The sequence below is a fragment of the Ochrobactrum sp. AP1BH01-1 genome (assembly GCF_018066705.1).
Taxonomy (GTDB): Bacteria; Pseudomonadota; Alphaproteobacteria; order Rhizobiales; family Rhizobiaceae; genus Brucella.
The window spans coordinates 579,702-605,518 of the sequence record NZ_JAGPOU010000001.1 but is presented as its reverse complement, the minus strand read 5'-3'; the positions used below and the strand labels follow the sequence as shown (position 1 = coordinate 605,518).

Genomic DNA, 25,817 nt, shown 5'->3' with positions numbered 1-25,817 from the left:
CATGGCAACCAAGACCTCATCCGTTCTGTTTTCGCGTTTTGCGAGCCTCGAATTCATCGTCGGCGTCGTGTTGACCGGCTGCATTTGTCTGGCGGTGATTTTCTCCGGCTATCTGTTTCCGGGCGGTGCCAACAAGATTGATCTTCTGGCGCGCCTGACGCCGCCTTTCGTCAATCCGGCCCATGTTTTCGGCACCGATCCGCTGGGGCGCGACGTGCTGGCGCGTGTTGTCACCGGCGGCAAGATTTCGCTGTTTGTCGGTTTCGTTTCGGTGATCGGCTCTGTAGTCATCGGCACCATCATGGGCCTCGTTGCCGGCTATTACCGCGGCTTTTGGGACATGGCGCTGATGCGCTTTGTCGATGTGCAGCTTGCCATGCCGTTCATTCTGCTTGCCATCACCGTGATGGCCATTCTGGGCGGCGGGCTGTTCAACACCATCATCCTGCTGATCGTCTCTCAGTGCGTACAATACGCGCGACTGGTGCGCGGCTCGGTGCTGTCGCTACGCGAGCGCGAGTTTATCCTGTCGGCCCGCGCGATTGGCGTGAAGGACTGGCGCATCATCTTCCAGCATCTGCTGCCGAACCTGCTCGGTCCGGTGATCGTGCTGATGACGCTCAATGTGGCCAATAATATTTTGCTGGAATCGAGCCTTACCTTCCTCGGTCTCGGTGTTGATCCGACCATTCCAAGCTGGGGCGGCATGCTCGCCGATGGGCGCACCTATCTCCAGACCGCATGGTGGGTGAGCATTTTCCCTGGGCTCGCCATTCTCTTCACCGTGCTTGGCCTCAATCTTCTTGGCGACTGGCTGCGCGACAGCCTTGACCCAACCGGTAGGACTTCCCGATGAGCGTGCTTTTTGAGAAAACCTATCCGCGTACCGTTCATGCGCTTGTCGATCAATTTCTGAAACCGGAAATGCGCGGCGCGAAGGTGGAAGCTTGGCTGTTCGATGACCAGCCGAGCCGCTTCGCCGCGGAAACGAAGCTGCGCGAGGCAGGCGTCGAAGCACGGCTGCGTTCGGCTTATAAGCCATTGCTGCATTTCTTTCTGGAAGAAGTGGACGGCTCGGCGCTGAAATCGGCGGCGATCCGTTATCCGCGTCATGACGCCTGCGTACAGAACCGTTTCCTGCTCGAAACTTATCCCTTGTCGGCGCTGCTGCCGGAGGTGGAAGTGACTTTTGCAGCTTCGGGCAAAGACGATTTTCATTATGAAATCGATCTGGTCGTTGCTGATGGCCATAGCAAGAGCCACCGCGTTTTCGCCCCGAACCGCGTGCATGTGGAATTCATCGGCGAAACGCTGGTGTCTCCGACCGGCTGGCTATCCGTCACGCAGGACGGCAAGACTGAAAGCGCGCGCTATGAAACATCCTATGAGAAGCTGTTTCATGACACGGTCTTGACCATCGCAGCCCATGACTGGAAGCGTGGCGAACCCTATTTCGATGAACTGAACATCGCAGTCAGCCTGCCGATCACCGACCGTCGTCTGCCTTATGATGAGGAAAGGCTGAGCCTCACCGAAGCCATGCACGAGGACGTTTATTTCTCGCTGCTCGAAGTCTTCCAAAAAAAGTCCGGTCGCCCGGTCGGCGATCGTGGATTGCAGCCGGGCCAGATCGTACCGGAAGTCCGCTTTCGCGATGCCGAGCCGTCGGTCAAAGTGGAGACACGCCCGCTTTCAACCGATGATGCACTAACGGCAGAACAGGTTCTGGAGACGGCGCAAGCGCCGCTTTCCGCCGATCAGATCCGCCGTGAAATCACCCGTCTGGGCGGTGAGCCGTTCGAGGCGAAGACCCGTTCAGGCAGAACGGTGCGCGCGACTTATCGCAAGGGCAGCGATGCCGCTATGATGATCAGCGCCGGTCAGCATGCCAATGAAACGACGGGTGTCGTCGGGGCGTTACGGGCTGCCCACCGGCTTGCAGCGCGCGAAGGCGTGCATTTCACGATCTCCCCACAGGAAAACCCGGACGGTTACGAGATACACAAGCGGCTTTGCGCATTGCAGCCGCATCACATGCATCATGCCGCACGCTATACGGCGCTCGGTGACGATCTGGAATATCGCAGCGGCGAGGGGCTTTATGAAAAGGCGATTCGTGTCGAGGCGGAAAAGCGGACGGGCGCGAAACTGCACGTCAACCTGCATGGCTATCCGTCGCATGAATGGACGCGTCCGCTATCCGGCTATGTGCCGCGTTCCTTCGCCATGTGGACGCTGCCCAAGGGTTTTTTCCTGATCATCCGCCATCATGCCTCATGGGAGAGGCAAGCAGAGGAACTGATCGACCGCGTGACCAGGCATCTGGCCGCCATTGACGGGCTGGTCGCCTACAACAACGCCCAGATCAGGCTTTTCGAGCAACATGCCGGCGAAACGGGTTTCCGCATCATCAACGGGTTTCCGTGCCTCGTCGGCGTTGATGACCGACATACCGTGCCGCTGACGCTCATTACAGAATATCCGGACGAAACGATCTATGGTGATGCGTTCGTTAGGGGGCATACCGCGCAAATGGAAACCGTGCTGGCGTCTTATGATGCCTTGCAAGCACTGTTTCCCTCGGATGCGGTTGCTTAAAGATAATAGACGCCGATGCGCTTGCTGCCGATGATTTCGACGGCAATCTCCATCTCGTAAATGTCTTTGAGGATTTCCGGATGAATGAGTTCGTCCGGGCTTCCCTGATGGGCTACCTTGCCGTGGCGCATGGCGACTATATGGTCGGAATAACACGACGCGAAATTGATGTCGTGAAGGACCAGAACGACAGTTTTTCCAAGTTCGTCGGCAGCCCGGCGCAGCAGCTTCATCATTGAAGCGGAATGCTTCATATCAAGATTGTTGAGCGGTTCATCCAGCAGTACATAATCCGTGTCCTGGCAGAGAACCATTGCTACAAAGGCACGCTGGCGCTGTCCGCCGGAAAGCTCATCCAGAAAGCGTTCGCTCAAATCGTCAAGGCCGAGATAACGGATGGCCTGTTCGACGTGTTTGCGATCCTCGTTCGTTGGACGGCCTTTGGAATAGGGATAACGGCCGAAAGTTACGAGATCACGCACGGTCAGGCGGGAGTTGATGGCGTTCTCCTGCCGCAGGATCGACAGGCGTTTGGCTAGCACCTCACCCGATGTCGTCGAAACATCCAGCCCATCTACGGTCACCCGGCCTTTGTCCATTGGCAGGAGGCGACTTACCATCGAGAGCAGCGTGGATTTTCCCGCACCATTCGGGCCAATGATTGAGGTTATGCCGCGAGCCGGCAATCTCAGGGTCACATCATCGACCACGAGCGTGCCGTTGTAGGATTTGCTGACTTGGCTGATTTCTATCAACGTGCGTGTCCCCTGACGAGAAGGATGATGAAGACAAGGCCGCCCAGAAACTCGATGATGATGCTGAGTGCGGAATTGAACGAGAAGACACGTTCAAGAATGGTCTGTCCGCTGACGACGCAGAAGACTGCAAGCAAGGCGGCTACCGGCAAGATGAAACGGTGCTTTGCCGAACCGGTAATCATGTAGGCCAGATTGGCCACCAGCAGACCGAAGAAGGTAATGGGCCCCACCAGTGCGGTGGAAACGGAAACCAGCACCGTGACCATGAACAGGACCTTGCGCACAACACGCCGATGATCAACGCCCAGATTGATTGCAGGGTCGCGTCCGAGAGACAGGACATCGAAGACGTGGATAAAGCGCAGACCGTAGAGTGAAACTGCAACGACGATGACAGTCGACATAATCAGAATGTCGCTGTTGATAGTATTGAAGCTGGCGAAAAACCGGTCTTGCAGAATAGCGAAAAGGTTTGGATCAAGCATCCGCTGCATGAGGTTGGAAATGCTGCGGAAAAACACACCGCAGACAATACCGACGAGCATAACGAGATGCAGGCTGCGCGTTGCACCGGAGAAGAGCCAGTAATAGAGCGTCCCGGCGAAAACCACCATGATAGAGGTTTCTGCAAGAAAACGGATGTTTGGGCCGATCCATTCGATTTGAACCGCGCCGAAGAAGAAGACCACCACGGTTTGGATCAGTATGTAGAGTGCATCGAAGCCCATGATCGAAGGGGTCAGGATACGATTGTTCGTGACGGTTTGGAACAATACCGTTGAAACCGCGATCGAGTATGCGACCAGTACCATGGCGGCAAGCTTGGTGCCGCGGAAGGACAGGATGAAAGTCCAGCTTCCCTTTGCTCCGATTGTCATGAATGCCGCCACTGCAAGCAGCGTAAGCACGCAGAGCAGCGAGAGGATCAGGGCAGGGCGTTTAAGCAAGGCGTGAACCTCGCCGCAACAAAAGATAGAGAAAAATGACGCTTCCAACGACACCCATCATCGTGCCGATAGGGATTTCGTAAGGGAAGCGGACCAGCCGTCCAGCGATGTCGCAGGCAAGAACAAGCCCGGCGCCGAGCACCGCCACCCATGGCACAGCACGCCGCATATTGTCACCAATGAACATGCTGACAACATTGGGAACGATCAGCCCCAGGAAAGGTATCATGCCAACGGTCACAACGACCGATGCGCTGACCATGGAAACAATGATAAGGCCGAGTGCCACCACGCGGCGGTAATTGAGGCCGAGATTGGTGGTGAAATCCTCGCCTAGTCCCGCGACTGTGAAACGGTCGGCGGCGATATAAGCGATTATGGTCAGGGCGAATGCAAACCACAGCAACTCGTAGCGTCCACGAAGGACACCGGAAAAATCGCCGGTCGTCCAGGAGTTGAGCGATTGCAGGAGATCGAAGCGGTAGGCGATGAAAGTCGTAATCGCGTTGACCACGCCCCCAAGCATGATGCCAACCAAAGGCACGACAAGAACGGAACGCAGGGGAATTGTACGGAGAATACGAAGAAAGAGGGCCGTTCCGGCAAGTGCTGTGACGGATGCAACCAGCATTTTGCCGATAACCGGTGTTTCGGGTGCAAACAGTATGACCAAGAGGATGCCAAGGCTGGCGGATTCCACCGTGCCGGCTGTTGACGGTTCAACGAAACGGTTCCGCATCAGCATTTGCATGATCATGCCCGAAACGGCCATGGACATGCCCGCGAGAATGATTGCCATAGTACGCGGGATACGGCTGATCAGCAGAACTTCGGTGGCCCGGTCCGTGCTTCCTGTGCCGAAGAGTGTAGCCAGGGATACATCGCTGACGCCGATAAACAGGCTGATGACAGCCAGTACTGCAACAACGATTATGGCCGCTGCTAGTCCCTTCACACTCATTTCCTGTTCTTTTGCCTGGTCACAATTTCGGGTCACCGACTGGTGACCCGATCGGAATGGGTTCGGAAAGTGGTTACTTTGACTTGTCGAAAGCCTGGGAAAGCTGATCGACCGTGCCATGAAGCGCACCAAGGCCGCCGCCGACGAGATACCAGTTCTGAGCGTTCAGATAGACAACTTGATCCTTCTTCCAGGCATTGGTCTGGCGGACGAGTTCATTGTCGAGAACCTGTTTGGCCGAATTACCCTCACGGCCAATGGCGGCATCACGGTCGATGACGAACAGCCAGTCTGGATTGGTTTCAAGGATGAATTCCGAGCTGGCAGGTTGTCCATGATTACCGATGGAAAGGTCTGGTGCTGCAGGCTTGACGCCGAAGCTGTCGTGGAGGACACCGAAACGCGAACCAGGACCATAGGCGCTGATTTTGCCGCCGGAAGTGAGGATAAGAAGCCCAGCGCCCTTATTGGCGGCCTTTTCCTTCAGGGCAGCAAGCGCAGCATCAAGCTTCTCGACTTCCGCCTTCGCTTCTGCTTCCTTACCGAAAATCTGGCCGAGCTTTTCGACATTGGCTTCAGTGTCGGCGATGAAGTTTTTAGCGTTGGTCGTCAGATCGATGGTTGGTGCGATCTTTGAGAGTTCACCGTACTTTGCGGCTGAACGACCTCCCACGATGATGAGATCGGGTTCCGCTGCGTTAACGGCCTCATAATCGGGCTCGAACAATGTGCCGATCTTTACGTATTCATCGCCCTGATATTTCTTCATATATTCAGGAAACGATATGCCGCTGGGAACGCCGGTCACATTGACGCCGAGGCGATCAAGATTATCGAGGGTTCCAAGATCGAAAACTACTACCTTTGCCGGTGAGGCTGGAACCGCTGTTTCACCCTGGGCATGCTTGACGGTCAGATTTTCAGCATTTGCAGTTGTGGCAACGCCCAGCGCCACGATGGCGGCACCACACAAGCGGGTAACCTGTTGAGCGATGTTCAGCATGGTGTTCGATCCTTTCATCAATCCTGTGCTTTATAGTCAAGTATCTTCTCCGTCAAAGACCGAGAGATAAAATTCAGTTATTTTTGTCGAGGGGAACTTGCCCGAGCAGGATGAAATTGAGGCTGTCTTCAACCGTTAGCGGAATCATCGAACCATGGCTCTCACCATCAAAACGACGAAAGGCTGCATCCATTTGCGGCAGTCTGGAAAGCTCTTTGAAGATATCTGAGCCAGAAGGTCCGCCGCGCAGTTTCTTCAGCCGATCTTCATCCTTCTTCGTTTGACCAGACCGAGAACCGCGTTTGCCGGAGGTTTCAATAAGCAAACGGATGGGGCGACGGGCACCCTTGAAGCTCGTGATGAACTGATCTTTATTTTTCAGAATTGAGCGATTATTCCACCAGATTGACGGGTCTGCCGCGCTATAGCTCTGGAAGGAGTCCGTGTGGTTGAACAGGGCGTATAGTGTGAACAATCCGCCGAGAGAGTGTCCGAACAAAGCCTGCCGGTCTTTGTCGATGTTGAAACGCTTTTCGATCTCAGGTTTCACCTGATTGTCGATGAAGTCGAAGAAAGCGTCTCGTCCTCCTGTCTTCGGCACATTGAAGTGAACCGGGATCAGATCATCGGGTGTGGGAGGGGTGAGGTCGAAATATCTCAGCCGGACAATTTCTTCCTGATTGTCGGTGGGGTAGCCGATGCCGACAAATACAGCTTTCAATGCCGGGTTTTCCGCCATGCGGCTCGCTGCAATCGGCAACATGCGATTGCCGTCAATCATGTATATAACCGGGTAACCGCCTTCGGGTGCCGCACCTTTGGGAGCAGCAGTGAATATACGATAGGCAACGCCATTGGCCTCCATGTCAAACGACGAAGTGACAGGCTCGGCAGCTTGCACGGTGGAGGCGGTAAGTATCCCTGTCATTATCAGGCACACCCATTTTATGATAATCGTCATTACGCTCATAGGAGCATCCCTTCAGTGGAAGGCGCCAGCCGTTGGGGCGGGCGTCTTGGCTTGCAATCCTAGAAGCGGGAGGTCATTCCGACCCAGAGACGACGTCCATCGACGACTGAATTGAAGTCATCCACGTCCACCTTCTTGTCGAAGATGTTGTAAGCGGCAGCGTTCAAAGTGACGTTCTCGCTGAAGTCATAAGACCCGCCGATATCGAAGGTCGCATAGGGCTTGTATTTACGGGCGACCACCTTGCCGTTTCTGTAAACCGGTTCGCCGGCTGTTCCGATACGCGCGCCAGCATTGGTTTCTTCGCCGTGGTAGTTGCCGGCGGCCCATGCACTCAAGCCTTCAACCGGCGTGATCCAGTCCGCACGCAGGCTCGCCATGTGCTTCGGCGTGCGTGCCAGGGGCAATCCCTTGTAATCTCCCGTCTGCTGTTCGGAATCGGTGTAGGTATAGTTACCGCGTAAGGTGATCGTGTCGGTTGCTTCCCAGTTGAAGGTGAGTTCCACACCCTGCATGACGGCTTCATCGATGTTGAAGCTGTACCAGAGACGGTAGTTGGGATCTTCGCTCCAGCGAACAGGATTACCGTTCGCATCCGTGATCAATGCATTGCTGATCTTGTCCTTGAAGTCCGTGTAGAAATACGTCGCGCTCAGACGAAGACCAGACTGATTGTCCCAGAGAACACTTGCTTCATAGCTCGTGCTCTTTTCAGGCTGCAGGTCTGGATCACCGATGATCACGCCGCAGGTACCGTTCGGACCGTATGAGCATCCCGCACCGCCCGTCGTATAAGCATATCCTGGAGCGATGGTGCGCAGTTCAGGTGCACGGAAGCCGGTGGAGACGCCGCCTTTGAACGTCAACTGTTCGGTTGCGTGCCAGACGGCATAGCCGCGCGGACTGAAATGCGATCCATAAATCTCATGGTCGTCCATGCGCAGGCCGCCTGTCAGCGCAAAGTCCGGCGTGATCCACCATTCGTCTTCCGCAAAGAGCGCCCACTGGCGAACGCTGAACTCTTCGTCCAAACCGGTGCGGCGTCCTGGATTCTGATCGGTGAGCACCGATTGCATGAATTGTCCACCGGTTACCAGTGTATGATTTCCGTAGAATTCAAACGGCGTTGTAAACTTGCCATCGAGCACCGAATTGCGGATGTGCGGAGAACGCAGATTTTCGACATAGCTCTTGGTCTTGTTGTCCCAGTTGAAATTGGTACGTTCGGCCCATTCCTGCTGGAACGAGAATTCCGACGTTGTCGGGCCCCAACGGCCGGTATGGCTGATAGACCAATGATCGCGATCATTGTAATTGTAGGAATCCGAACCTGACGCTGCCGTATTGCCGACAGTGGAGTCGCGGCGAAGGCGCGTCTTGCCCAGTTCGAGCATGATGTCATGATCTTCACTCGGCGTGATCGTGACACGCCCGGTGATGTCGATATCTTTCTGTTCAGGTGTGCCGCTGACGATATTGTCTTCTTGCCGCTTGAGGCCGCGCCCCCAGACCTGAACGCCCACAAGATTGGGAACCAGTGGGCCGGTCATATAATAGGAACCCTGCAACGAATTTCCGAATTTGGAGTGTTGCTGAACCGTGCCGTCGACGGAGAAAGAGCCACTCCACGTGTCCGACACTTTTTTCGTGATCACGTTGATAACGCCGCCCATGGCGTCCGATCCGTAGAGCGAAGACATCGGGCCGCGAATGACTTCGATCCGTTCGATGGCATTTGCAGGCGGCAGGAAGCTTTGTTCGAAGCCAGAGTTGCCATTGGTGCGGGCATCCCGGGTACTCTGTCGCTTGCCGTCGACCAGAAGCAGCGTGTAGGAGCCCGGAAGACCGCGAATGAAAATATCCTTTTCGGCGGCGGGGCCGGTCACAGCCACCCCTTGCACATCTTTCAAGGCGTCCGTCAGATCGCGATAGGCACCCTTTTCCAACTCTTCGCCGGGAACCACAGTGATACTTGCTGGAGCGTCGGTGATGTTCTGTTCGAACCCCGTCGCCGTGACAACGATCTGATTGAGCTTGACGGCTCCGTCGGCACCCGTCTCAATGGCTGCGTCCGCTGCGTTTTTCTTGGTGCCTGACTCGGAAGTTGCTTCTTCTGTGGCCTTGGTAGCGGTTTGCGCGTTCGCAACCGTTTCGCTCAAAAGCAGCGCTGTGGAAAGACAGGTGCCAGCAAGGATCGCCCGGTACACCAGCGATTTGCCAGCCATACGCCTGTTTTGTGTACCGTCGGCCCACAATCCCCGAAACAAGCTCGTCATTTTCGTCACCGTTTAAAGTTGAGTTTTATAGTCTCCTTATGTATGGCGATAAGGTGACGTCAATCATCATGTTTTATAAGCATTCTAAATTTCAAAAACCGCAAATGAACGGGCACCAAGGCGATGTCGGGCAAACAGGCGAAAATGCAGCAGCAAACGAAGAAAGGCGAGAACGAAAGCCTTCGCTTGGGGCAATTACGTCTGCTGATCGCTCTTGATGCACTTCTTGTGGAGGGTAGTGTCGGCGGCGCTGCGAAGCAGATGGGGTTGAGCATCGCGGCCATGAGCCGTCTGCTCAGCCAGATTCGTGAGAAGTTCAACGATCCTATTCTGGTCCGTTCGGGACGTAACATGGTGGCAACGCCGAAAGCCGAAACGTTGCGTGCGCGTCTGCGGCGCCTTGCGAACGAAGCTGAAACGCTATTGAGTTTGGATCTTGCTGACGTGCCGAACTCCAATTGCAGCGGACATCACGGCTGGAACCGAAGCGCCATTGTAGCGCCGCCACCGCTCGGTATTCGTAAGGTCGTTGAGCTTGAAAACCACCCGACGCCCGAACAGCTTGCGGCACAGTTCGCGGATATCCAGGGCGAAAATGATCCGGTCAGGAGACTTGCGAAATATATCGCAGTGGTCGGGCGAAAAGCGGGTCACACGCGTCCGCTGGAAATGTCCGAAGCGGAAGATGCATTCACGACGATTTTCACAGGGAATGCCGATCCGATGCAGATCAGCGCCCTACTTAGGCTCATTCACTATCGCGGAGAAACTGCCCCGGAACTGGCGGGCATGGCGCGGGCAGCGAGGCGAATTTATTCGATCGACGCGGGATTGAATATACCTGCACTGGATTGGCCGGCCTACCTATCGCCGAATTCCACGCAATCGCCGTGGTTTATGCTATCGGCATTGCTGGTCGCTCGAGCTGGTTATCCGGTTGTCCTGCACGGAAACTGCGGTACCGGTGAGATATCGGGCAAGCTTGAGATCGCTGCAGAAGCTATCAATCTCCCGATAGCGACATCGCACTCTCTGGCCAAAGATGCATTGAGAGCACACCGCATCTGCTTCATGCCGATGGTAGGCTTCGCCCCCCAGATACATGCTCTGATGGCGCTTTATCCTTTGTTCGAATCGCGTTCGTCGATGAACAGCGTCGTTCATCTGCTTAACCCGATGAACCTCAAGGCGTCGTTCCTTGGGGTTACGCAACCTACATATCGCAAATTGCATCGAGACGCAGGTGCGCTTCTTGGCTGGTCTTCGATCTCAGTTGTTTCGACCAGCCGCGATGTTGCGGAGCTGGTTCCGCACAGAGCCCATACCATCCACAGGCTTGTGGACGGTCGTGAAACGGACCTGTTGCTTCCCACCCTCTCCAGGGAAAGTGGAGGCAAGCATTCGAACTTCAGTTCATTTGAATACTGGTATGGCGTCTGGTCCGGTGCGGCCGTGGACAAACGAGCAGAAAATACAATCGTCGCCACGGCCGCAATGGGGATGATGACGGCAGCATCTGCGGACGATGAAAGCTATGCGCTGTTCTTTGGCAAAGCTGAAGAACTCTGGCGCAATCGACACAGCCGAACGGCGGCGTGATTCAAAATCAGCTGCAACTGGGGAATTTGAATCTGTTTCATGTTCCGCAAAATTTGAAAAAGCTTTCCCTGCGGCTGTCCGGGGTGGCACGTCCATGCTTTGTCTACTAATTTTATAGGCTTTATCTTTCTCCCCATAAGTTCGATTGCGAAAGGGGAGCGCCGATGGTTAGTCCGATATTCGGTGAGGCGGGAACGTCGATTTTCGAGGCGATGTCGCGGCTTTCCGTTGAGCGCGGAGCCATTAATCTCGGGCAGGGTTTCCCGGAAGGCTTTGAGCCAACAGAACTCCTTGACGCTGCTGCGCTCGCTCTTCGGGAAACTTCACAACAATACCCACCCATGATGGGCTTGCCGGTTCTCCGTCAGGCGATTGCAGAAAACACCAGACGGTTTCTGGATCTCGACGTTGACTGGGAAAAGGAAGTTCTGGTCACGTCCGGCGCAACGGAAGCGTTAGCCGATACGTTTCTCGCGCATTTGAATACTGGCGACGAAGTTATTCTGTTTGAGCCGGCTTATGATGCCTATGCAACGTTAGTTCGCCGCGCAGGAGGAAAAGTGGTTCCGGTGCGGCTGAGACCACCTCTTTGGGAACTACCGCGTAAGGAGTTGGCAAAAGCCATCTCTCCACGGACGAGGCTGATTGTCATCAACACGCCGATGAATCCCATAGGCAAAATATTCGATCTCGACGAACTAGAATTGCTTGCCGATCTCGCCATCAAACATGATCTTCTGATCGTTTCGGATGAGGTTTACGAGCATCTCATCTTCGATGAAAGGCCGTTTCATTCCCTATGGGGCGTTGAAAAAATACGTGACCGTGTTGTGCGTATTGGTTCGGCCGGAAAGAGCTTTTCCGTAACGGGTTGGAAGGTCGGTTATGTGACCGCTTCCGAGAAGCTTCTGGGGCCAATTGCGCGCGCGCATCAGTATGTCACCTTCACCACACCACCGGCTCTGCAATCGGCAGTCGCGGTTGGGTTAAATTTGCCGGACAATTACTTCATCGGTCTTCGCGCGGCGCTGGCGTCGCGAAGAGACTTTCTGGTCGAAGGGCTGAAATCTGCCGGGTTTGAAGTCGCCGACGTGCCAGCCACATATTTTGCTGTGGCGGACATACGGGGACTTGATAGCGGAGACGACGATCTCGATTTCTGCCGACGCTTGACGCTCGAAGCAGGTGTGACCCCTGTGCCAATCTCATCCTTTTACGACGCGCGCGATGTGCGCAGCCATGTCCGTTTCTGTTTCGCCAAACGCGAAGAGACGTTGGGGGAGGCCGTTTCGCGGCTAGCGCACTGGAACAACGAACGTAAGTGGCGCGCCGCATGAGCGCGCCTGGAAAACAATCACAGGGAAACTAATATGCATTCAGTTACATTCTTGCGCGGGGCTATTTCCGCAGCACTCTTTTCCGTTCTCATCGCGTCACCTGCATTTGCGGAAAAAATCCGTTTTGGCGTGACTTCCGGCCCCCATGCTGAAATCGCCGAAGCACTGGCCCCCGTTGCCAAGGCAAAGGGATTGGAAATAGAGATTGTGGAGTTCTCCGACGGCGCACTGATCGACCCGGCAACGAATGATGGCGATCTCGACGCCAATGGTTTCCAGCATACGCCTTATTTCGATCAGCAGAACAAGGATCGAGGTCTCAATCTTGTTGCTGTCGGTGGTCGTACGGTGCTGCTGCCGATGGCCGGGTATTCACACAAGTATAAATCACTTGGCGAACTGCCGGAGGGAGCGCAGATTTCGATCCCCAATGATCCCAGCAATGCGGGCCGCGCCCTGAAACTTCTCGAGGCGGGGGGCGTTCTCAAGCTCACACCGGGGCTGACTTTCAACGCAACCGAACTCGATATTGTTGATAATCCGAAGAAGGTCAAAATCATTCCGATGGAAACGGCGCAGCTTCCGCGATCGTTGGAAGACGTAGATTTTTCCGTCATCACTTCGCATTTCGCGCTGAGTGCCGGACTGGTGCCGAGCCGTGATGCGATCCTGATCGAAGATCAACTCTCCGACTATTTCTGCCTGCTTGCCGTCGCGGAAAAGAACAAGGACGCACCTTGGGTCAAGACTCTGGTCGAATCCTATAAATCTCCGGACGTCAAAGCGTTCATCGAGAAGAAATTCGGCGGCAACATCATAGCGGGTTGGTGAGATGAACGTGCTTGCACGCACCGAAAGTGTGTTGAATGCGACACCGGCCGTTATGAGGCCGGAACCGTCGATCATCGATATACGTTCGTTGACAAAGACCTACGACGAGAAGGCTGGTCCGGTCATCCACAATGTCTCGCTTCAGATTCAAAGAGGGACCATTCACGGTATCATTGGTCGTTCCGGCGCAGGGAAAAGTACGCTGGTCCGTTGCCTGAACGGGCTGGTGCATCCAAGCGATGGGAAAGTCTTTGTCTCGGGGCGTGAGATCACAACGCTTAAGCAAAAAGAACTCCGGCAGGTGAGGCGTGAAGTGTCGATGATATTTCAGCACTTTAGCCTCCTTTCCTCACGAACTGCTTTTGGCAATATAGCTCTACCGTTGGAACTTGCCGGTGTTGATCGGAGAGCTATAAAATCTCGCGTGAACGATCTGCTTGAGCTCGTGGGGCTCAAGGAAAAGGCCAATGCTTATCCGTCGGAACTGTCGGGCGGTCAGAAACAACGTGTGGGCATAGCACGGGCATTGGCTCTGGAGCCCAGTGTCTTGTTGTCGGATGAAGCTACATCAGCGCTTGATCCCGAAACCACGGAACAAATTCTTTCTCTGTTGAAAGATATTAACAGGCGCCTGGGCCTGACGATTGTGCTTATCACGCATGAAATGGAGGTGGTGCGCGAGATCGCTGACTATGTGACGGTTCTCGATGGCGGTAAGATCGTTGAAAGTGGCCCCACTTTCGATGTTTTCGCTTTTCCGCAATCCCCTACCGCCCGGTCGTTTCTGGCAAGCATCGTTGCTCATGATCTACCGGCGGAAGTGTCTCAGCGGCTGCTGCCAGAACCTGTTGCCGGGTCGAATCCCGTTCTGCGTATCATATTCTCGGGTGAAGCCGCCCATGCGCCTGTCGTTGCGACGCTTGTGCAGCGTTTCGGGATAAATCCGAACATACTGCACGGGCGTATAGACTATATCTGCGGCAAACCTCTGGGCATCATGACGCTTGTCGCGGAGGGCGGTCAGGCCGATCTTGCCGCGATCCGAAGCTATCTTTCTTCCCTCAATCTTCATGGAGAGGTTATCGGTCATGTTGTCCGATCTGATGCCGCCGGCGCTCGTCGGACTCTTGCTTGAATCGCTGAGGCAGACGGCCATTATGGTGGCTGCATCTGCTATTCTGTCCACTTTGATCGGCCTGCCGCTCGGCATTGCCCTGATTGTGACCAGCCCCGGCCAGTTTCTCGAAAGGCCAGCTTTCAATCGCATTGCGGGCACTGTCGTCAATCTCGTTCGATCCACACCGTTCATAATCCTGATGGTGGCGATCATTCCCCTGACGCGCCTGATTGCCGGAACCACGGTTGGCACCTACGCGGCTATCGTTCCTCTCACAGTGGCAATCACGCCCCTCTACGCGCGACTAGCGGAAACGGCGATGCGTGAAGTGGACCAAAGTTTGATCGAGGCTGCGGAAAGCATGGGTGCGACGCCCATGCAGATCATCTTCAAGGTGCTGCTGCCCGAGGCACTGCCTGGTATCATTGCGGGGCAAACGGTTACTCTTGTCAGCCTTGTCGGATACTCGGCGATGGCAGGAACAGTTGGCGGGGGCGGGCTGGGCGACCTCGGAATTCGGTTCGGATATCAACGCTTCATGCCGGAGGTGATGATTGCCGTTGTCATCATTCTGGTTGCAATCGTGCAATCCATTCAGATCGCGGGCGACCACGCCGCTCGTTTTGTCAATCACCGTGTCGCTCGCAGCCGTCGCGCGCGCTAAGAATTTTTCAGGAGGTTCCAATGACCATACACACCACGCCCATCAACCTGCCTTTGCTCGATCTGTCCCGCTTCAATGGAAGCATCGAAGAGCGTGGTAATTTCATCGAGGAATTACGCCACACGCTTCATGATCATGGCTTTTTCTATCTTACCGGGCACGGGGTCGATCCCAAACTTGTCAAAGACGTGGTTGCGACGGCGAAGAAGTTCTTCGCACTTCCTGCGGAAGAAAAGCTGAAGATCGAAATGGTGAAGTCGCCCCATTTTCGCGGTTACAATCGGGCTGGTTTTGAACGCACGCGCGGCCAGCAGGATTGGCGTGAACAGCTTGATATCAATACGGAATCGGAGCCCGCTATAATAGGTCCGGACAGTCCGGCATGGAAGCGTCTAATCGGTCCGAACCAATGGCCGGAAGCGTTGCCTGAACTCAAACCATTGCTGCTCGCCTACCAGTCCGAGGTGACCCGCGTTGGCATCGATATTCTGAAAGCCATCGCTGCTGCCTTGGGGCAGCCGGAAGATTTTTTCGCCCAGATTTATGAACCGCATCCGTCTCAACTCTTGAAGATCATTCGTTATCCGGGCCGCGATGTGGCGGAAAGCGAACAAGGCGTAGGCGCCCATAAGGATGGCGGTTTCGTTACCGTTCTCCTGCAGGATGTCGTTCCCGGTTTGCGCGTTCAGCGCGAAGACGGCGCGTGGATCGATGCGCCTCCCGTGCCTGGTACCTTCGTCATTAATACCGGGGAGTTGCTTGAACTTGCCACGAATGGATTCGTGCGGGCGGATGTACACGGCGTCGTCGCGCCTCCAGCGGGCGTGGAGCGCTTCTCTGTCGCTTTTTTCCTTGGCGCTCGATATGATGCGACCATTCCGGTTATCGATTTACCAGAGGAGTTGAAAACCAAGGAACGCGGCGTAACTGTAGATGCGCTCAATCCGATTTTCCGTGAGGTAGGTGCAAATAACCTCAAAAGTCGCCTCCGGTCGCATCCTGATGTCGCACGCGTCCATCACGCGGATTTGCTGACACCCGAACAATTGGCAGAACGCACACCAGGGTCGGCATATTGACCGATTGACGGTCGTTTTCAGGGCGTCTTGTGAACCGAGACGCCCCATTATCCCATCCCTTAACGGCCAATGGTGCTAGTTCGTCAGTCGCCAAGGAATGGGTCGGGGGTATGTGGTTAATCCGATTTTCGAGATCGTAATGCTCTAATGTGCGATGCTGTCTATCATTTGCGTGTTTGCGGGCATTTTGAAGCTGGGATCTTTGACAGGGCAGAGGCGACCCATATCAATTTGGCAAGCAATGAGTGCCGATTTGACCTGCAAATATGGCTCGCCTTTGCAAAAATTTCGGCAGAATGACCGTAAGCTTGTCATTTTGAACAATTTGCCCCCTATAAATTTAACAAATCCACGGCTTGATCGGTCAAAGCATCAATGGAAATCTCTCCTCCGCTTATAAAAGCGTGACTTAGGGAGGGGATCGCTGAAATGCCTGTAATGCCCGAATTGTGTGCCGATACCATAGTTTATAACGGTACGATCTGGTGTGGATACGAAGAGGGCACGGTCGAAGCCCTGGCGATCTGGCAAGGCAAGGTGCTTGCGACAGGTACGACGGACCAAATATGGTCTTTGAAGGGCGACAATACCCGTTTGATTGACCTGAAAGGCCGCTTCGCGACGCCGGGATTAAATGACGCCCATCTGCATCTTATTTCGGTCGGGCTTACACTCAAGTGGATCGATGCGACACCGCAGGCGGCACCGACATTGCAAAGCCTGCTGGACGCCATTCGCGAGAAAGCTGCTTCTGCGCCTCCCGGAACATGGATCAAAGCACGCGGCTATGACCAGACCAAGCTCGATGTCGGTCGCCATCCCCATAAGTCGGAGCTTGACGCGGTCGCTCCAAACAATCCGGTCATGCTTGTACGTGCTTGTGGCCACGTATCGATCTTCAATTCGAAGGCATTTGAACTGGCGGGTATCGATGAAAACTCGCCGGTACCGGAAGGTGGGTTGATCGAGCAGAAAAATGGCGTGCTGACCGGAATGGTCGCGGAAAATGCTCAGGGAGTCGTTCGCAAAGCAATCCCCAAGTCTACGACGGAAGAGATGATCGAAGCCATTGAAGCTGCCGGCGATCTGCTTCTTTCCTATGGTATTACCAGCGTCATGGATGCGGCTGTAGGTCAGGTTGCGGGCTTTGATGAAATTCGAGCCTATAACCTCGCCAAACTGAATAAGCGTTTGCCGGTGCGCACCTGGCTCGTACTGCTTGGCGACCCGGGCCCCTCTATCGTCGAGGAATGCTATAAAGCAGGGCTTGTTTCCGGCGTCGGTGACGACATGCTGACAGTCGGCGCCGTCAAGATTTTCCTGGACGGCTCGGCAGGGGGCCGAACTGCATGGATGAGCAAGCCCTACCTCGGTGACGACAATAATATCGGCGTCCAGATATTGCCGGACGCGGATTTGGAAGCGCTGGTGTTGGATGTCCATAAAAAGGGCTATCAGCTCGCATGCCATGCAATTGGCGATGCAGCAATCGGCCAGCTGATCACGGCCTATGAAAAGGCGCTCGCTGCTTATCCTGATCCCGATCGCCGCCATCGTATCGAGCATTGTGGCTTTTCCACGCCAGCGCAGCACGAGCGGATGAAGAAGGTTGGCATTTATCCGTGCCCGCAGCAGGTCTTTATCTACGATTTCGGCGATGCCTACATTTCCGTCCTTGGCGAGGAACGCGCCCTTTCAAGCTACCCGCTGAAAACCTGGAAAGACCTCGGTTTCAAGCCGGCGACCGGCAGCGATTCACCGGTTTGTCACCCGAATCCTTACCCGAACATCTATTCGATGCTGACCCGCAAAACGGGCAAGGGAACGGTGATGGATGCCCGCGAGTGCGTAACCATCGAAGAGGCTCTTCAGGTTTACACGGAGTTTGGAGCATTCTCTCAGAAGTTGGAGAATGTGAAGGGCAAGCTTGTACCTGGGCAGGTTGCCGATATTGCAGTTTTCTCGCGCAACATGCTCACGGCAAAGCCTGAAGAAATTCTCGACGACACGCACTGTGTTCTTACTCTGCTTGACGGGGAGGTCGTGTTCGAGCGGTCGTGACACAAATGCTTACGCGTTCGCAGGACTCAAAAGAATTGAAGCACAAACGCTTCGGGCCAATTTCGGGAAGCGAGGTTTCTGCGGAGCTGTCCGAATAATCGGTTCATCTGAATCGCAAGAATGACACTTATGAAGGGGAACAATATGAGAAAATTTGCATTGCTGGCGGCGTTGTCTGCGGCTCTGTTGGCCGGAACGGCGGCGTATGCTGCGGATGAGCCGCGTTCAGGAGGCGTTATCAATTTCGTCGCGCCTTACGGCGACAGCTTCTCGACGCTCGATATTCAGGCGTCGCCTGCCACGCAGGACGAATTCTACGCCAAAGCTATTCACCGGACGCTCTATGATTGGGATGCTGATCTAAACAAGCCGGTACTCGGTCTCGCAACCGACGTCACGGTGTCCGACGACAGGCTTGTTTACACCTACAAGCTTCGTCAGGATGCATTTTTCCACAATGGCAAGCCGTTGACGGCTGACGACATCATCTGGAGCTATACGCGGATAATGGATCCGAAAAAGGCGTTCCCACCGGCACGCTATATCGCGGAAATCAAAGGCGCTGAAGAATACACGCAAGGCAAGGCCAAGGAGATTTCCGGTCTGAAGAAGATCGACGACCATACGCTTGAAATTACGTTGAAGCAGCCAATCGATCCGGGCTTCCAGTTCATGCGTAACAACACCGCGATTTATCCTGCGGGCGAGGGCGACAGCGAGGAGTTCCAGCGTCACCCGATCGGTCTCGGACCCTATAAGTTTGCCGAATATGTTCCCGGCTCCCGCCTGACTGTAGAGAAGTGGGACAAGTACTACGAGAAGGGCAAGCCTTACGCCGACAAGATCAACATCATGATCATGGGTGATGCGGCCGCGCGCGACGTTGCATTCCGCAACAAGGAAATCGATGTCGCGGTGCTTGGCCCCGCGCAATACACTGCCTATCTAGCCGACCCGGAACTCGCGAAGAACATGGTCGAAGTGGCGGAAGTTTATACGCGCGCCGTCGGCTTCAATCCGGATTTCAAGCCGTTCCAGGACAAGCGCGTCCGTCAGGCAATCAACTACGCCATCGATAGCGATCTCATCATCAAGCGTCTGGTGAAGGACAAGGCGTATCGCGCGGTTGGCTGGCTTCCAAATTCATCGCCTGCCTTTGACAAGGACGCGAAGCCTTATCCATATGATCCTGAAAAAGCGAAAGCTTTGCTTGCCGAAGCCGGTTATCCCGACGGTTTCGAGTTCGAATTGACCGCAACGCAGAACGAAAGCTGGGGCTTGACTATCGTTCAGGCAATTATCCCGATGCTGGCAAAAGTCGGCATCAAGGTGAAGGCAAAGCCGGTTGAAGCGTCGGTGCTTGCGGATGTGGTTCCGGCCGGCAATTTCCAGGCCTATATGTGGTCACTCGAAAGCGGCCCGGATGCACTGACTGCGATGCAGTGTTTTTACTCCACAACTCCGCAATCCGCGTGTAACTATCAGAAATTCTCCAATGCGGAGTTTGACGAGATTGTCGATCAGGCCAAACTGGCGAAATCCGAAGAAGAGAAGAATGAGCTTCTGAAGAAGGCCAACAATCTGTTGCAGGAAGAAGCACCAGTCTGGTTCTTCAACTACAACAAGGCTGTGATGGCACATCAGCCATGGCTCCATGGCTTGCAGCCGAACTCGGCGGAGCTCGCAGTTCAGTCCTATGAAAAGTTGTGGGTAGACGACACGGTTCCCTCCGGTCGTTAATTCCGGCTGATCTGGATCGGCCCGCTCGTCACCGGGCGGGCCCCTGATCCCCTTTGCTCCAGCGTGATAAACGCTGATCCGAAAGGAGGACCGAGTGCTCTATTTTATTCTCCGGCGCGTCCTGCAGATGATACCGACGGTCGTCGCGGTGTCATTGTTGATTTTCGTCATTTTCAGCGTGGTCCCCGGCAGTATAGCTTCCGGCCTTATTGCCAATGGCAAGGGTATGAACGATCCGAAGATGGTCGAAAAGATCACCCAGGAATTCGGCCTCGACAAGCCTGTTCACGTGCGTTTCGGTAATTATCTGGTTCAATTGGCGCAGTTCGATCTCGGGACTTCCTATCGATCGAGGCAACCGGTGGTTTCGCTTATTCAGGAGCGCATGTGGCCCACGCTGAAGCTCGCTTTTGCTGCCATGGGTTTTGCTATTCTGATTGGCGTGCCGCTAGGATTTCTTGCTGCGCTGAAACCCGGAAGTGTTCTCGACAGCATGACCATGATAGGAGCGGTTTCGGGCCTTTCTTTGCCGCAATTCTGGTTGGGCTTGCTCGCCATGTATCTCTTTGCACTGACACTTGGATGGTTACCGAGCTTCGGCTATGGCGATGGCGGCATCAGAAACATCATCCTTCCGGCGCTGACTCTGGGTGTCGCTCCCCTGGCATTGTTGGCCCGAACAACGCGTGCAGCCGTGCTTGAAGTGATGGGTGCCGATTTCATTCGCACGGCGCGTTCCAAAGGCATGAACAGCTTTCGGCTTGTGAAATGGCATGTCATGCGTAACGCGCTGGTGCTGATTATCACAACCATCGGCTTGCAGTTCGGATCGATGATGGGACACGCCGTGGTGGTGGAGAAACTGTTCTCCTGGCCGGGTCTCGGTTCCTTGTTAATCGATAGCGTTTCGCTGCGCGATATTCCGGTCGTACAGGGGGCAATTCTCGTGATCGTATTATGGTTTCTGGTCATCAATACGATCGTTGACATTCTCTATGCGGTCATCGATCCGCGTATAAGCCACGAGTAGGCCCCATGAAGCTGCGTTTCAATCTCGTATTTGGTGGGTTCATATGCGTCGTTATCGTGGTAGCGGCTGTTCTCGCACCACTGCTGGCGCATTATAACCCCGTCCTCGATGCCGATTTGATGAATGCCGAGCTGCCACCCGACGCACAGTTCTGGTTTGGCACCGATGCGCAAGGCCGCGATGTCTATTCGCGCATTCTTTATGGCGCGCAGGTATCGCTGACTGTCGGTGTTGTCTCGCAGTGCATCAACACTGTCATTGGTCTCTGTTTTGGCATCTCCGCAGGCTATTTCGGCGGATGGTGGGACGATTTCGTCAACGGTCTCACCAATTTGATGCTGGCAATACCGTCCCTCATTTTTGCGTTGGCGATCATGGCTGTTCTTGGCCCTGGTCTGCCGAGCCTTCTGCTTGCACTTGGCCTTACAAACTGGTCCTGGACCTGCCGCATTGCGCGCAGCTCCACCCTTTCACTTAAGAAGCAGGGATATATTCGGGCAGCCAAGATGCTGGGTTATAGCGATGTGCGCATCATGATCACGCAAATTGTACCGAACATGATCGGACCGATCCTTGTTATCGGCACTCTTGGAATGGGCGATGCTATCCTCGCGGAAGCCGCACTTTCCTATCTTGGCCTCGGTATCAGCCCTCCCGATCCAAGCTGGGGTAACATGCTCACCGATGCACGTGAACTCATCGTGAATGCGCCTTGGGCCGCTGTATTTCCGGGCTTGGCCATCTTCCTCACGGTGCTTGGCCTTAATCTGTTCGGCGACGGTCTTCGTGACTGGCTCGACCCGCATATGAGGACGCGCAAGGTATGAGCGAAGAAGCACTTCTTGAAGTCGAAAACCTCCGGATCGATATTGTCTCCGGTTCGAGCAAGCATAATGTGGTCGAGGACGTATCGTTCAGAATCACCGCCGGTGAGACCTTTGGTCTGGTCGGCGAGTCCGGCTGCGGAAAGAGCATTACCGCGCTGTCCATGATTGGACTGCTGCGCAAGCCGCTGACGATTACCGGAGGCGCGATACGCTTCAAAGGGCAGGACCTGCGATCAATGTCGTCACGTGAAATGCGAAAGCTGCGCGGCAATCGTATAGCGATGATTTTTCAGGAGCCTATGACCGCACTCAATCCGCTGTCCCCTGTCGGGCGCCAGATTGCCGAGATGTTCGTACTGCATCAGGGCGCAACCTGGCACGAGGCAGAACGCAAGGCGGTTGAAGCGCTTGCCAGCGTACAGGTGCCTGCGCCGGAACAGCGCGTGAAGAACTACCCCCATCAGATGTCTGGCGGTATGCGCCAGCGTGTGATGATCGCCATCGCTCTTGCGTGCGATCCCGATCTGCTGATCGCAGACGAACCCACAACGGCGCTTGACGTCACTGTTCAGGCGGAAATTCTGCGCCTCATGCAGGAACTCTGTGCGGCGCGAGGAACGTCCGTACTCATGATCAGCCACGATCTGGGTGTCATCGCAAAAATGTGCCGCCGCGTGGGTGTCATGTATGCCGGGCATCTGGTGGAGGAGCGTGTAACGGCGGGCCTATTTCATCATCCGGCGCATCCTTATGCCCTTGGTCTTCTGGCGTCCCTGCCGCAGCTTGGTTCCCGCCAGAAGGAAGGCCAGTTACGGCTTCAGGAAATCGAAGGCGTCGTGCCATCCATTTCCGCTTTTCCAAAAGGGTGCCGATTTGAACCGCGTTGCACGCGTGCGACCGAGGTTTGCCGCGCGCAAAAGCCGGGCTGGACGCCGCTCGAGGATGCCGGTGTGGTGAGGTGTTTCCATCATGAATGATATGCATTCACCCGAACTGGCAGAACCTTTGGTTCGCATTGATGATATCTGCGTTTACTTCCCGGTGAGCGGCGGAATTTTCAGCCGGTCCAAGCAGCTACTGCGTGCCGTCAACAACCTCAGCCTGATGCTTAACAAAGGCGAGTGCCTTTCGATTGTGGGGGAGTCTGGTTGCGGTAAGTCCACACTTGCACTCTCCATAGTCGGTTTGCAGAAACCAACCAGTGGCCAGATTTATTTCGAAGGACGTCCGATCACCGGCAAGAACGAACCCTCGCGCCTGGAACGATCGAAGATGGCGCAGATGGTTTTTCAAGACCCATTCGCTTCGCTCAACCCTCGCCAGACGGTCTACACGTCGCTCGCGGCCCCTTTGCGTCTTCACGGTGTGAAATCGCGTAGCGAAGTCGAGGGTCGCATTGAAGAGATTCTACGCCTCGTCGGCCTAAAGCCCGAGCAGGCAAAGCGCTTTCCGCACGAATTCTCCGGCGGCCAGCGCCAGCGCATTGGGATCGCTCGCGCCTTGCTGCTCAATCCGAAGGTCATCGTGCTAGATGAGCCTGTTTCAGCCCTTGATGTCTCGATCCGGGCACAGATTATCAATCTGCTTTTGGAACTGAAAGAGCGGCTTGGCCTTTCCTATATCATGATCAGCCATGATCTGAGCGTCGTCGAGCATATGAGCGACCGCGTGGCGGTCATGTATTTCGGGCAGATTGTTGAAAGTGGTCCGTGGGATCGGATTTTCTCGAACCCAACCCATCCTTATACCCGACGGCTGATTTCGGCCATTCCCGATCCAATGACGGAATTGGCGGGAGGGCGGCTGATTAACGATACAAATCCGCCTCAAGCACCTGATGGCTATGCGTTTTATCCAGAAAGTTTCGGCACGCATGACGTCCATAAGATACCGCCTTCCACGCAATTCATAAATATTGGTGGGGAGCAACGCGTCCGCGTTATCAAGCAAGCTTGATCTGTAGTGCAAAACAAAAAAAGCGCCGCTAAGCGGCGCTTTTTTGTTTGGTAAGGTCATCCGCTGATCAGTTTCACTTCCATGAAATCTTCCAGACCCCACTTGCCGCCCTCGCGACCATTGCCCGATTGCTTGTAGCCGCCGAACGGGCTGCCCGGCGCACGTGACGTGCCATTAATCTGCACCATGCCGGCGCGCAACTTGCGAGCAACGCGTTTTGCCCGCTCCGGGCTGCCCGTCTGGATATAGGCTGCAAGTCCGTAAGGCGTGTCGTTGGCAATGGCGACCGCTTCTTCTTCCGTATCGAACGGGATCATGGCCAGCACCGGTCCGAAGATTTCTTCGCGGGCAATCGTCATGTCGTTGTTCACATCGGCAAAGACGGTCGGCTTGACAAAATCCCCTTCGGTAAATCCCTCAGGACGCCCCGTTCCGCCTGCCACCAGCCGCGCACCTTCGTCGATGCCTTTCTGGATCAGTTTCTGCACCTTTTCGAACTGGATCGAAGAGGAAAGCGGGCCGATATGATCCCCTTCTTCCGCCGGGTCACCAACCTTCGTGCCTTCTGCCACCTGCTTGGCGAGTTCGACCGCTTTGTCATAAACCGAGCGTTCGACCAGCATGCGGGTCGGCGCATTGCAGGACTGGCCGGTATTTTCGAAACAATGGGCAAGACTACGAGCAATGGTCTTTTCGAGGTCGGCATCGGCGAAAACAATGTTCGGCGACTTGCCGCCGAGTTCGAGCGAAACCCGCTTCACCGTTGCTGCGGCGGCTCGAGAAACCGCCGTGCCCGCGCGCGTCGAGCCGGTGAACGACATCATATCGACATCCGGATGCTGCGACAGGGCCTCGCCAACGACAGCACCTTCGCCATTGACGAGATTGAACACACCTTGCGGGAAGCCAGCCTCATCCACAAACTCGGCGAAGAGCATGGCCGACATGGGGGCAATCTCGGATGGCTTCAATATGACGGTGCAGCCGACAGCTAGCGCAGGGATAACTTTCAGCGCAATCTGATTCATCGGCCAGTTCCAGGGCGTAATGAGGCCACAAACGCCAATCGGTTCGCGCACTATGGTCTGGTTCGGATATTTGGAAGAAAGAAGCTCTTCGAACTCAAAATTCTCGAATGCAGCGATGAAGGCTTTGGTATGCGAAAGGCCTGCCGCAGCCTGCGATTCCCGGGCGAGCGTGATTGGAGCGCCCATTTCAAGCGAGATTGCTTTCGCCATCTCATCGAGACGGGCTTCGTAGATTTCCACGAGCCGCCGGATATAACCGATGCGCTCAGCAGCAGAAGTTTCGCTCCAGGACGGAAATGCCTTGCGTGCGGCTGCAACCGCCAGGTCGATATCCTTCGCGGACCCCGCAGAAATGACGGCATAAGGCTTCTCATTGGCGGGATTAATGACCTCAATCGACTTCGCTTCTACCGGAGCGCGCCATGCACCGTCGATATAGAAGTCTGTTTTCTGGATGAGGTTTTTCTGAAGCATCGTGCCGTCCTCCGTCGCGCTTGATGTTCCGGGTCGTTTCAAGCGGACCCGGTTTGTTTTTTGACACTAATACCCGGACATTGCAGCGTCAAAACAGAAGGCTGCATGGAAGCATCAATTTTTCTTATTCATTATCGTAAGCCTCAATCTCGACGCCCAAAGCGGCCAGTCCTTCCTCGAGATAATCTCCGAGAAGCGGTGTGCCGATAAGATACTTAGCTTCTCTGCCATTGTCGCGGTCGGCTGCGGTTGATAGGGCTTCGCCCCATTCGTCGGCGCTGAAATCGCCACGTCCTACCCACATCAGTGCCAGCAGTTCCTGCCGTTCATCTATATTCAGAGAACGGATAGCGGCAAAAAGTTCCTTGCGAGTGGGATTGGTCAGTGACGCATCGAGAATATCAACTTCGTTGTCATCGCTGGCGTTGGATCCGGAGTCTTCATCGGTAGCGGGAACCTGAACATCATATTCCCGAGCTTTGGCGATGATGAATTCCAAATTCTCGATATTATTGACCAACTCGACCACGTTCGCCTCCGTCACCTTGGCTGTTTGTCAAA

22 protein-coding genes are annotated in these 25,817 nt (G+C 55.0%); 14 read left to right on the top strand and 8 right to left on the bottom strand.

Features of this window, described 5'->3' with window-relative positions:
• The first annotated feature begins 1 nt into the window (after position 1).
• Both J9800_RS02755 and J9800_RS02750 read left to right on the top strand, forming a co-directional pair.
• Positions 2 to 856: an ABC transporter permease gene (locus J9800_RS02755; protein ID WP_114214794.1), complete on the top strand. Its 855-nt coding sequence runs from the start codon at positions 2 to 4 to the stop codon at positions 854 to 856.
• Complete coding sequence (locus J9800_RS02750) at positions 853 to 2,598, top strand: M14 family metallopeptidase (RefSeq protein WP_114214795.1); 1,746 nt, start codon at positions 853 to 855, stop codon at positions 2,596 to 2,598. The genes J9800_RS02755 and J9800_RS02750 overlap by 4 nt, the downstream gene beginning before the upstream one ends.
• On the opposite strand, the gene J9800_RS02745 is transcribed toward J9800_RS02750, so the two are convergent.
• The 6 genes from J9800_RS02745 to J9800_RS02720 all read right to left on the bottom strand — a co-directional run bounded on the left by J9800_RS02745 (position 2,595) and on the right by J9800_RS02720 (position 9,513).
• Entirely contained in the window at positions 2,595 to 3,353 is a 759-nt protein-coding gene (locus J9800_RS02745) for an iron ABC transporter ATP-binding protein (RefSeq protein WP_112587394.1), read from the bottom strand. The genes J9800_RS02750 and J9800_RS02745 overlap by 4 nt on opposite strands.
• Positions 3,350 to 4,303, bottom strand: a complete 954-nt coding sequence (locus tag J9800_RS02740; protein WP_114214796.1) for an iron chelate uptake ABC transporter family permease subunit — start codon at positions 4,301 to 4,303, stop codon at positions 3,350 to 3,352. The genes J9800_RS02745 and J9800_RS02740 overlap by 4 nt, the downstream gene beginning before the upstream one ends.
• A complete protein-coding gene (locus J9800_RS02735; RefSeq protein WP_114214797.1) occupies positions 4,296 to 5,258 on the bottom strand; it encodes an ABC transporter permease in 963 nt (320 codons plus the stop codon). Before J9800_RS02735 ends, J9800_RS02740 begins: the two co-directional genes overlap by 8 nt.
• 79 nt (positions 5,259 to 5,337) lie before the next feature.
• Positions 5,338 to 6,285 (bottom strand): siderophore ABC transporter substrate-binding protein, encoded by a 948-nt coding sequence (locus J9800_RS02730; protein WP_114214798.1) that lies wholly within the window; start codon positions 6,283 to 6,285, stop codon positions 5,338 to 5,340.
• A gap of 55 nt (positions 6,286 to 6,340) precedes the next feature.
• Complete coding sequence (locus tag J9800_RS02725; RefSeq protein ID WP_114214799.1) at positions 6,341 to 7,237, bottom strand: alpha/beta hydrolase; 897 nt, start codon at positions 7,235 to 7,237, stop codon at positions 6,341 to 6,343.
• Positions 7,238 to 7,296: 59 nt separating this feature from the next.
• Positions 7,297 to 9,513 (bottom strand): TonB-dependent receptor domain-containing protein, encoded by a 2,217-nt coding sequence (locus J9800_RS02720; RefSeq protein WP_502696698.1) that lies wholly within the window; start codon positions 9,511 to 9,513, stop codon positions 7,297 to 7,299.
• Between the two features lie 123 nt (positions 9,514 to 9,636).
• Here J9800_RS02720 and J9800_RS02715 point away from each other — a divergent pair, with 123 nt between their 5' ends.
• From J9800_RS02715 to J9800_RS02660, 12 genes are all read left to right on the top strand, one after another.
• On the top strand, positions 9,637 to 11,112 hold the full coding sequence (locus J9800_RS02715; RefSeq protein WP_112587405.1) for a glycosyl transferase family protein: 1,476 nt from the start codon (positions 9,637 to 9,639) through the stop codon (positions 11,110 to 11,112).
• Positions 11,113 to 11,276: 164 nt separating this feature from the next.
• Positions 11,277 to 12,449 carry an aminotransferase gene (locus J9800_RS02710; RefSeq protein WP_114214802.1) on the top strand — a complete coding sequence of 391 codons (1,173 nt, stop codon included), beginning with the start codon at positions 11,277 to 11,279 and terminating at the stop codon, positions 12,447 to 12,449.
• Positions 12,450 to 12,482: 33 nt separating this feature from the next.
• Positions 12,483 to 13,280: a MetQ/NlpA family ABC transporter substrate-binding protein gene (locus J9800_RS02705; protein ID WP_114214803.1), complete on the top strand. Its 798-nt coding sequence runs from the start codon at positions 12,483 to 12,485 to the stop codon at positions 13,278 to 13,280.
• Position 13,281: 1 nt separating this feature from the next.
• Complete coding sequence (locus tag J9800_RS02700; protein ID WP_114214804.1) at positions 13,282 to 14,415, top strand: methionine ABC transporter ATP-binding protein; 1,134 nt, start codon at positions 13,282 to 13,284, stop codon at positions 14,413 to 14,415.
• The gene (locus J9800_RS02695; RefSeq protein WP_114214805.1) at positions 14,369 to 15,061 is read left to right on the top strand and encodes a methionine ABC transporter permease; all 693 of its coding nucleotides are present in this window, start codon (positions 14,369 to 14,371) and stop codon (positions 15,059 to 15,061) included. The genes J9800_RS02700 and J9800_RS02695 overlap by 47 nt, the downstream gene beginning before the upstream one ends.
• 20 nt (positions 15,062 to 15,081) lie before the next feature.
• Positions 15,082 to 16,140 carry an isopenicillin N synthase family dioxygenase gene (locus J9800_RS02690; protein ID WP_114214806.1) on the top strand — a complete coding sequence of 353 codons (1,059 nt, stop codon included), beginning with the start codon at positions 15,082 to 15,084 and terminating at the stop codon, positions 16,138 to 16,140.
• 438 nt (positions 16,141 to 16,578) lie between these two features.
• Complete coding sequence (locus J9800_RS02685) at positions 16,579 to 18,201, top strand: amidohydrolase (RefSeq protein WP_502696703.1); 1,623 nt, start codon at positions 16,579 to 16,581, stop codon at positions 18,199 to 18,201.
• 144 nt (positions 18,202 to 18,345) lie between these two features.
• Positions 18,346 to 19,941: an ABC transporter substrate-binding protein gene (locus J9800_RS02680; protein WP_114214808.1), complete on the top strand. Its 1,596-nt coding sequence runs from the start codon at positions 18,346 to 18,348 to the stop codon at positions 19,939 to 19,941.
• 94 nt (positions 19,942 to 20,035) lie between these two features.
• Positions 20,036 to 20,971, top strand: a complete 936-nt coding sequence (locus tag J9800_RS02675; protein WP_210845435.1) for an ABC transporter permease — start codon at positions 20,036 to 20,038, stop codon at positions 20,969 to 20,971.
• A 5-nt stretch (positions 20,972 to 20,976) separates the two neighbouring features.
• Positions 20,977 to 21,798, top strand: a complete 822-nt coding sequence (locus J9800_RS02670) for an ABC transporter permease (protein WP_210845433.1) — start codon at positions 20,977 to 20,979, stop codon at positions 21,796 to 21,798.
• Positions 21,795 to 22,775, top strand: a complete 981-nt coding sequence (locus tag J9800_RS02665; protein WP_114214811.1) for an ABC transporter ATP-binding protein — start codon at positions 21,795 to 21,797, stop codon at positions 22,773 to 22,775. Before J9800_RS02670 ends, J9800_RS02665 begins: the two co-directional genes overlap by 4 nt.
• On the top strand, positions 22,768 to 23,754 hold the full coding sequence (locus J9800_RS02660; protein WP_114214812.1) for an ABC transporter ATP-binding protein: 987 nt from the start codon (positions 22,768 to 22,770) through the stop codon (positions 23,752 to 23,754). The genes J9800_RS02665 and J9800_RS02660 overlap by 8 nt, the downstream gene beginning before the upstream one ends.
• Positions 23,755 to 23,810: 56 nt before the next feature.
• Here J9800_RS02660 and J9800_RS02655 read toward each other — a convergent pair whose 3' ends face one another.
• Positions 23,811 to 25,256, bottom strand: a complete 1,446-nt coding sequence (locus J9800_RS02655) for an aldehyde dehydrogenase family protein (RefSeq protein ID WP_114214813.1) — start codon at positions 25,254 to 25,256, stop codon at positions 23,811 to 23,813.
• A 124-nt stretch (positions 25,257 to 25,380) separates the two neighbouring features.
• Entirely contained in the window at positions 25,381 to 25,785 is a 405-nt protein-coding gene (locus J9800_RS02650; protein ID WP_114214814.1) for a DUF3775 domain-containing protein, read from the bottom strand.
• Positions 25,786 to 25,817: the final 32 nt, after the last annotated feature.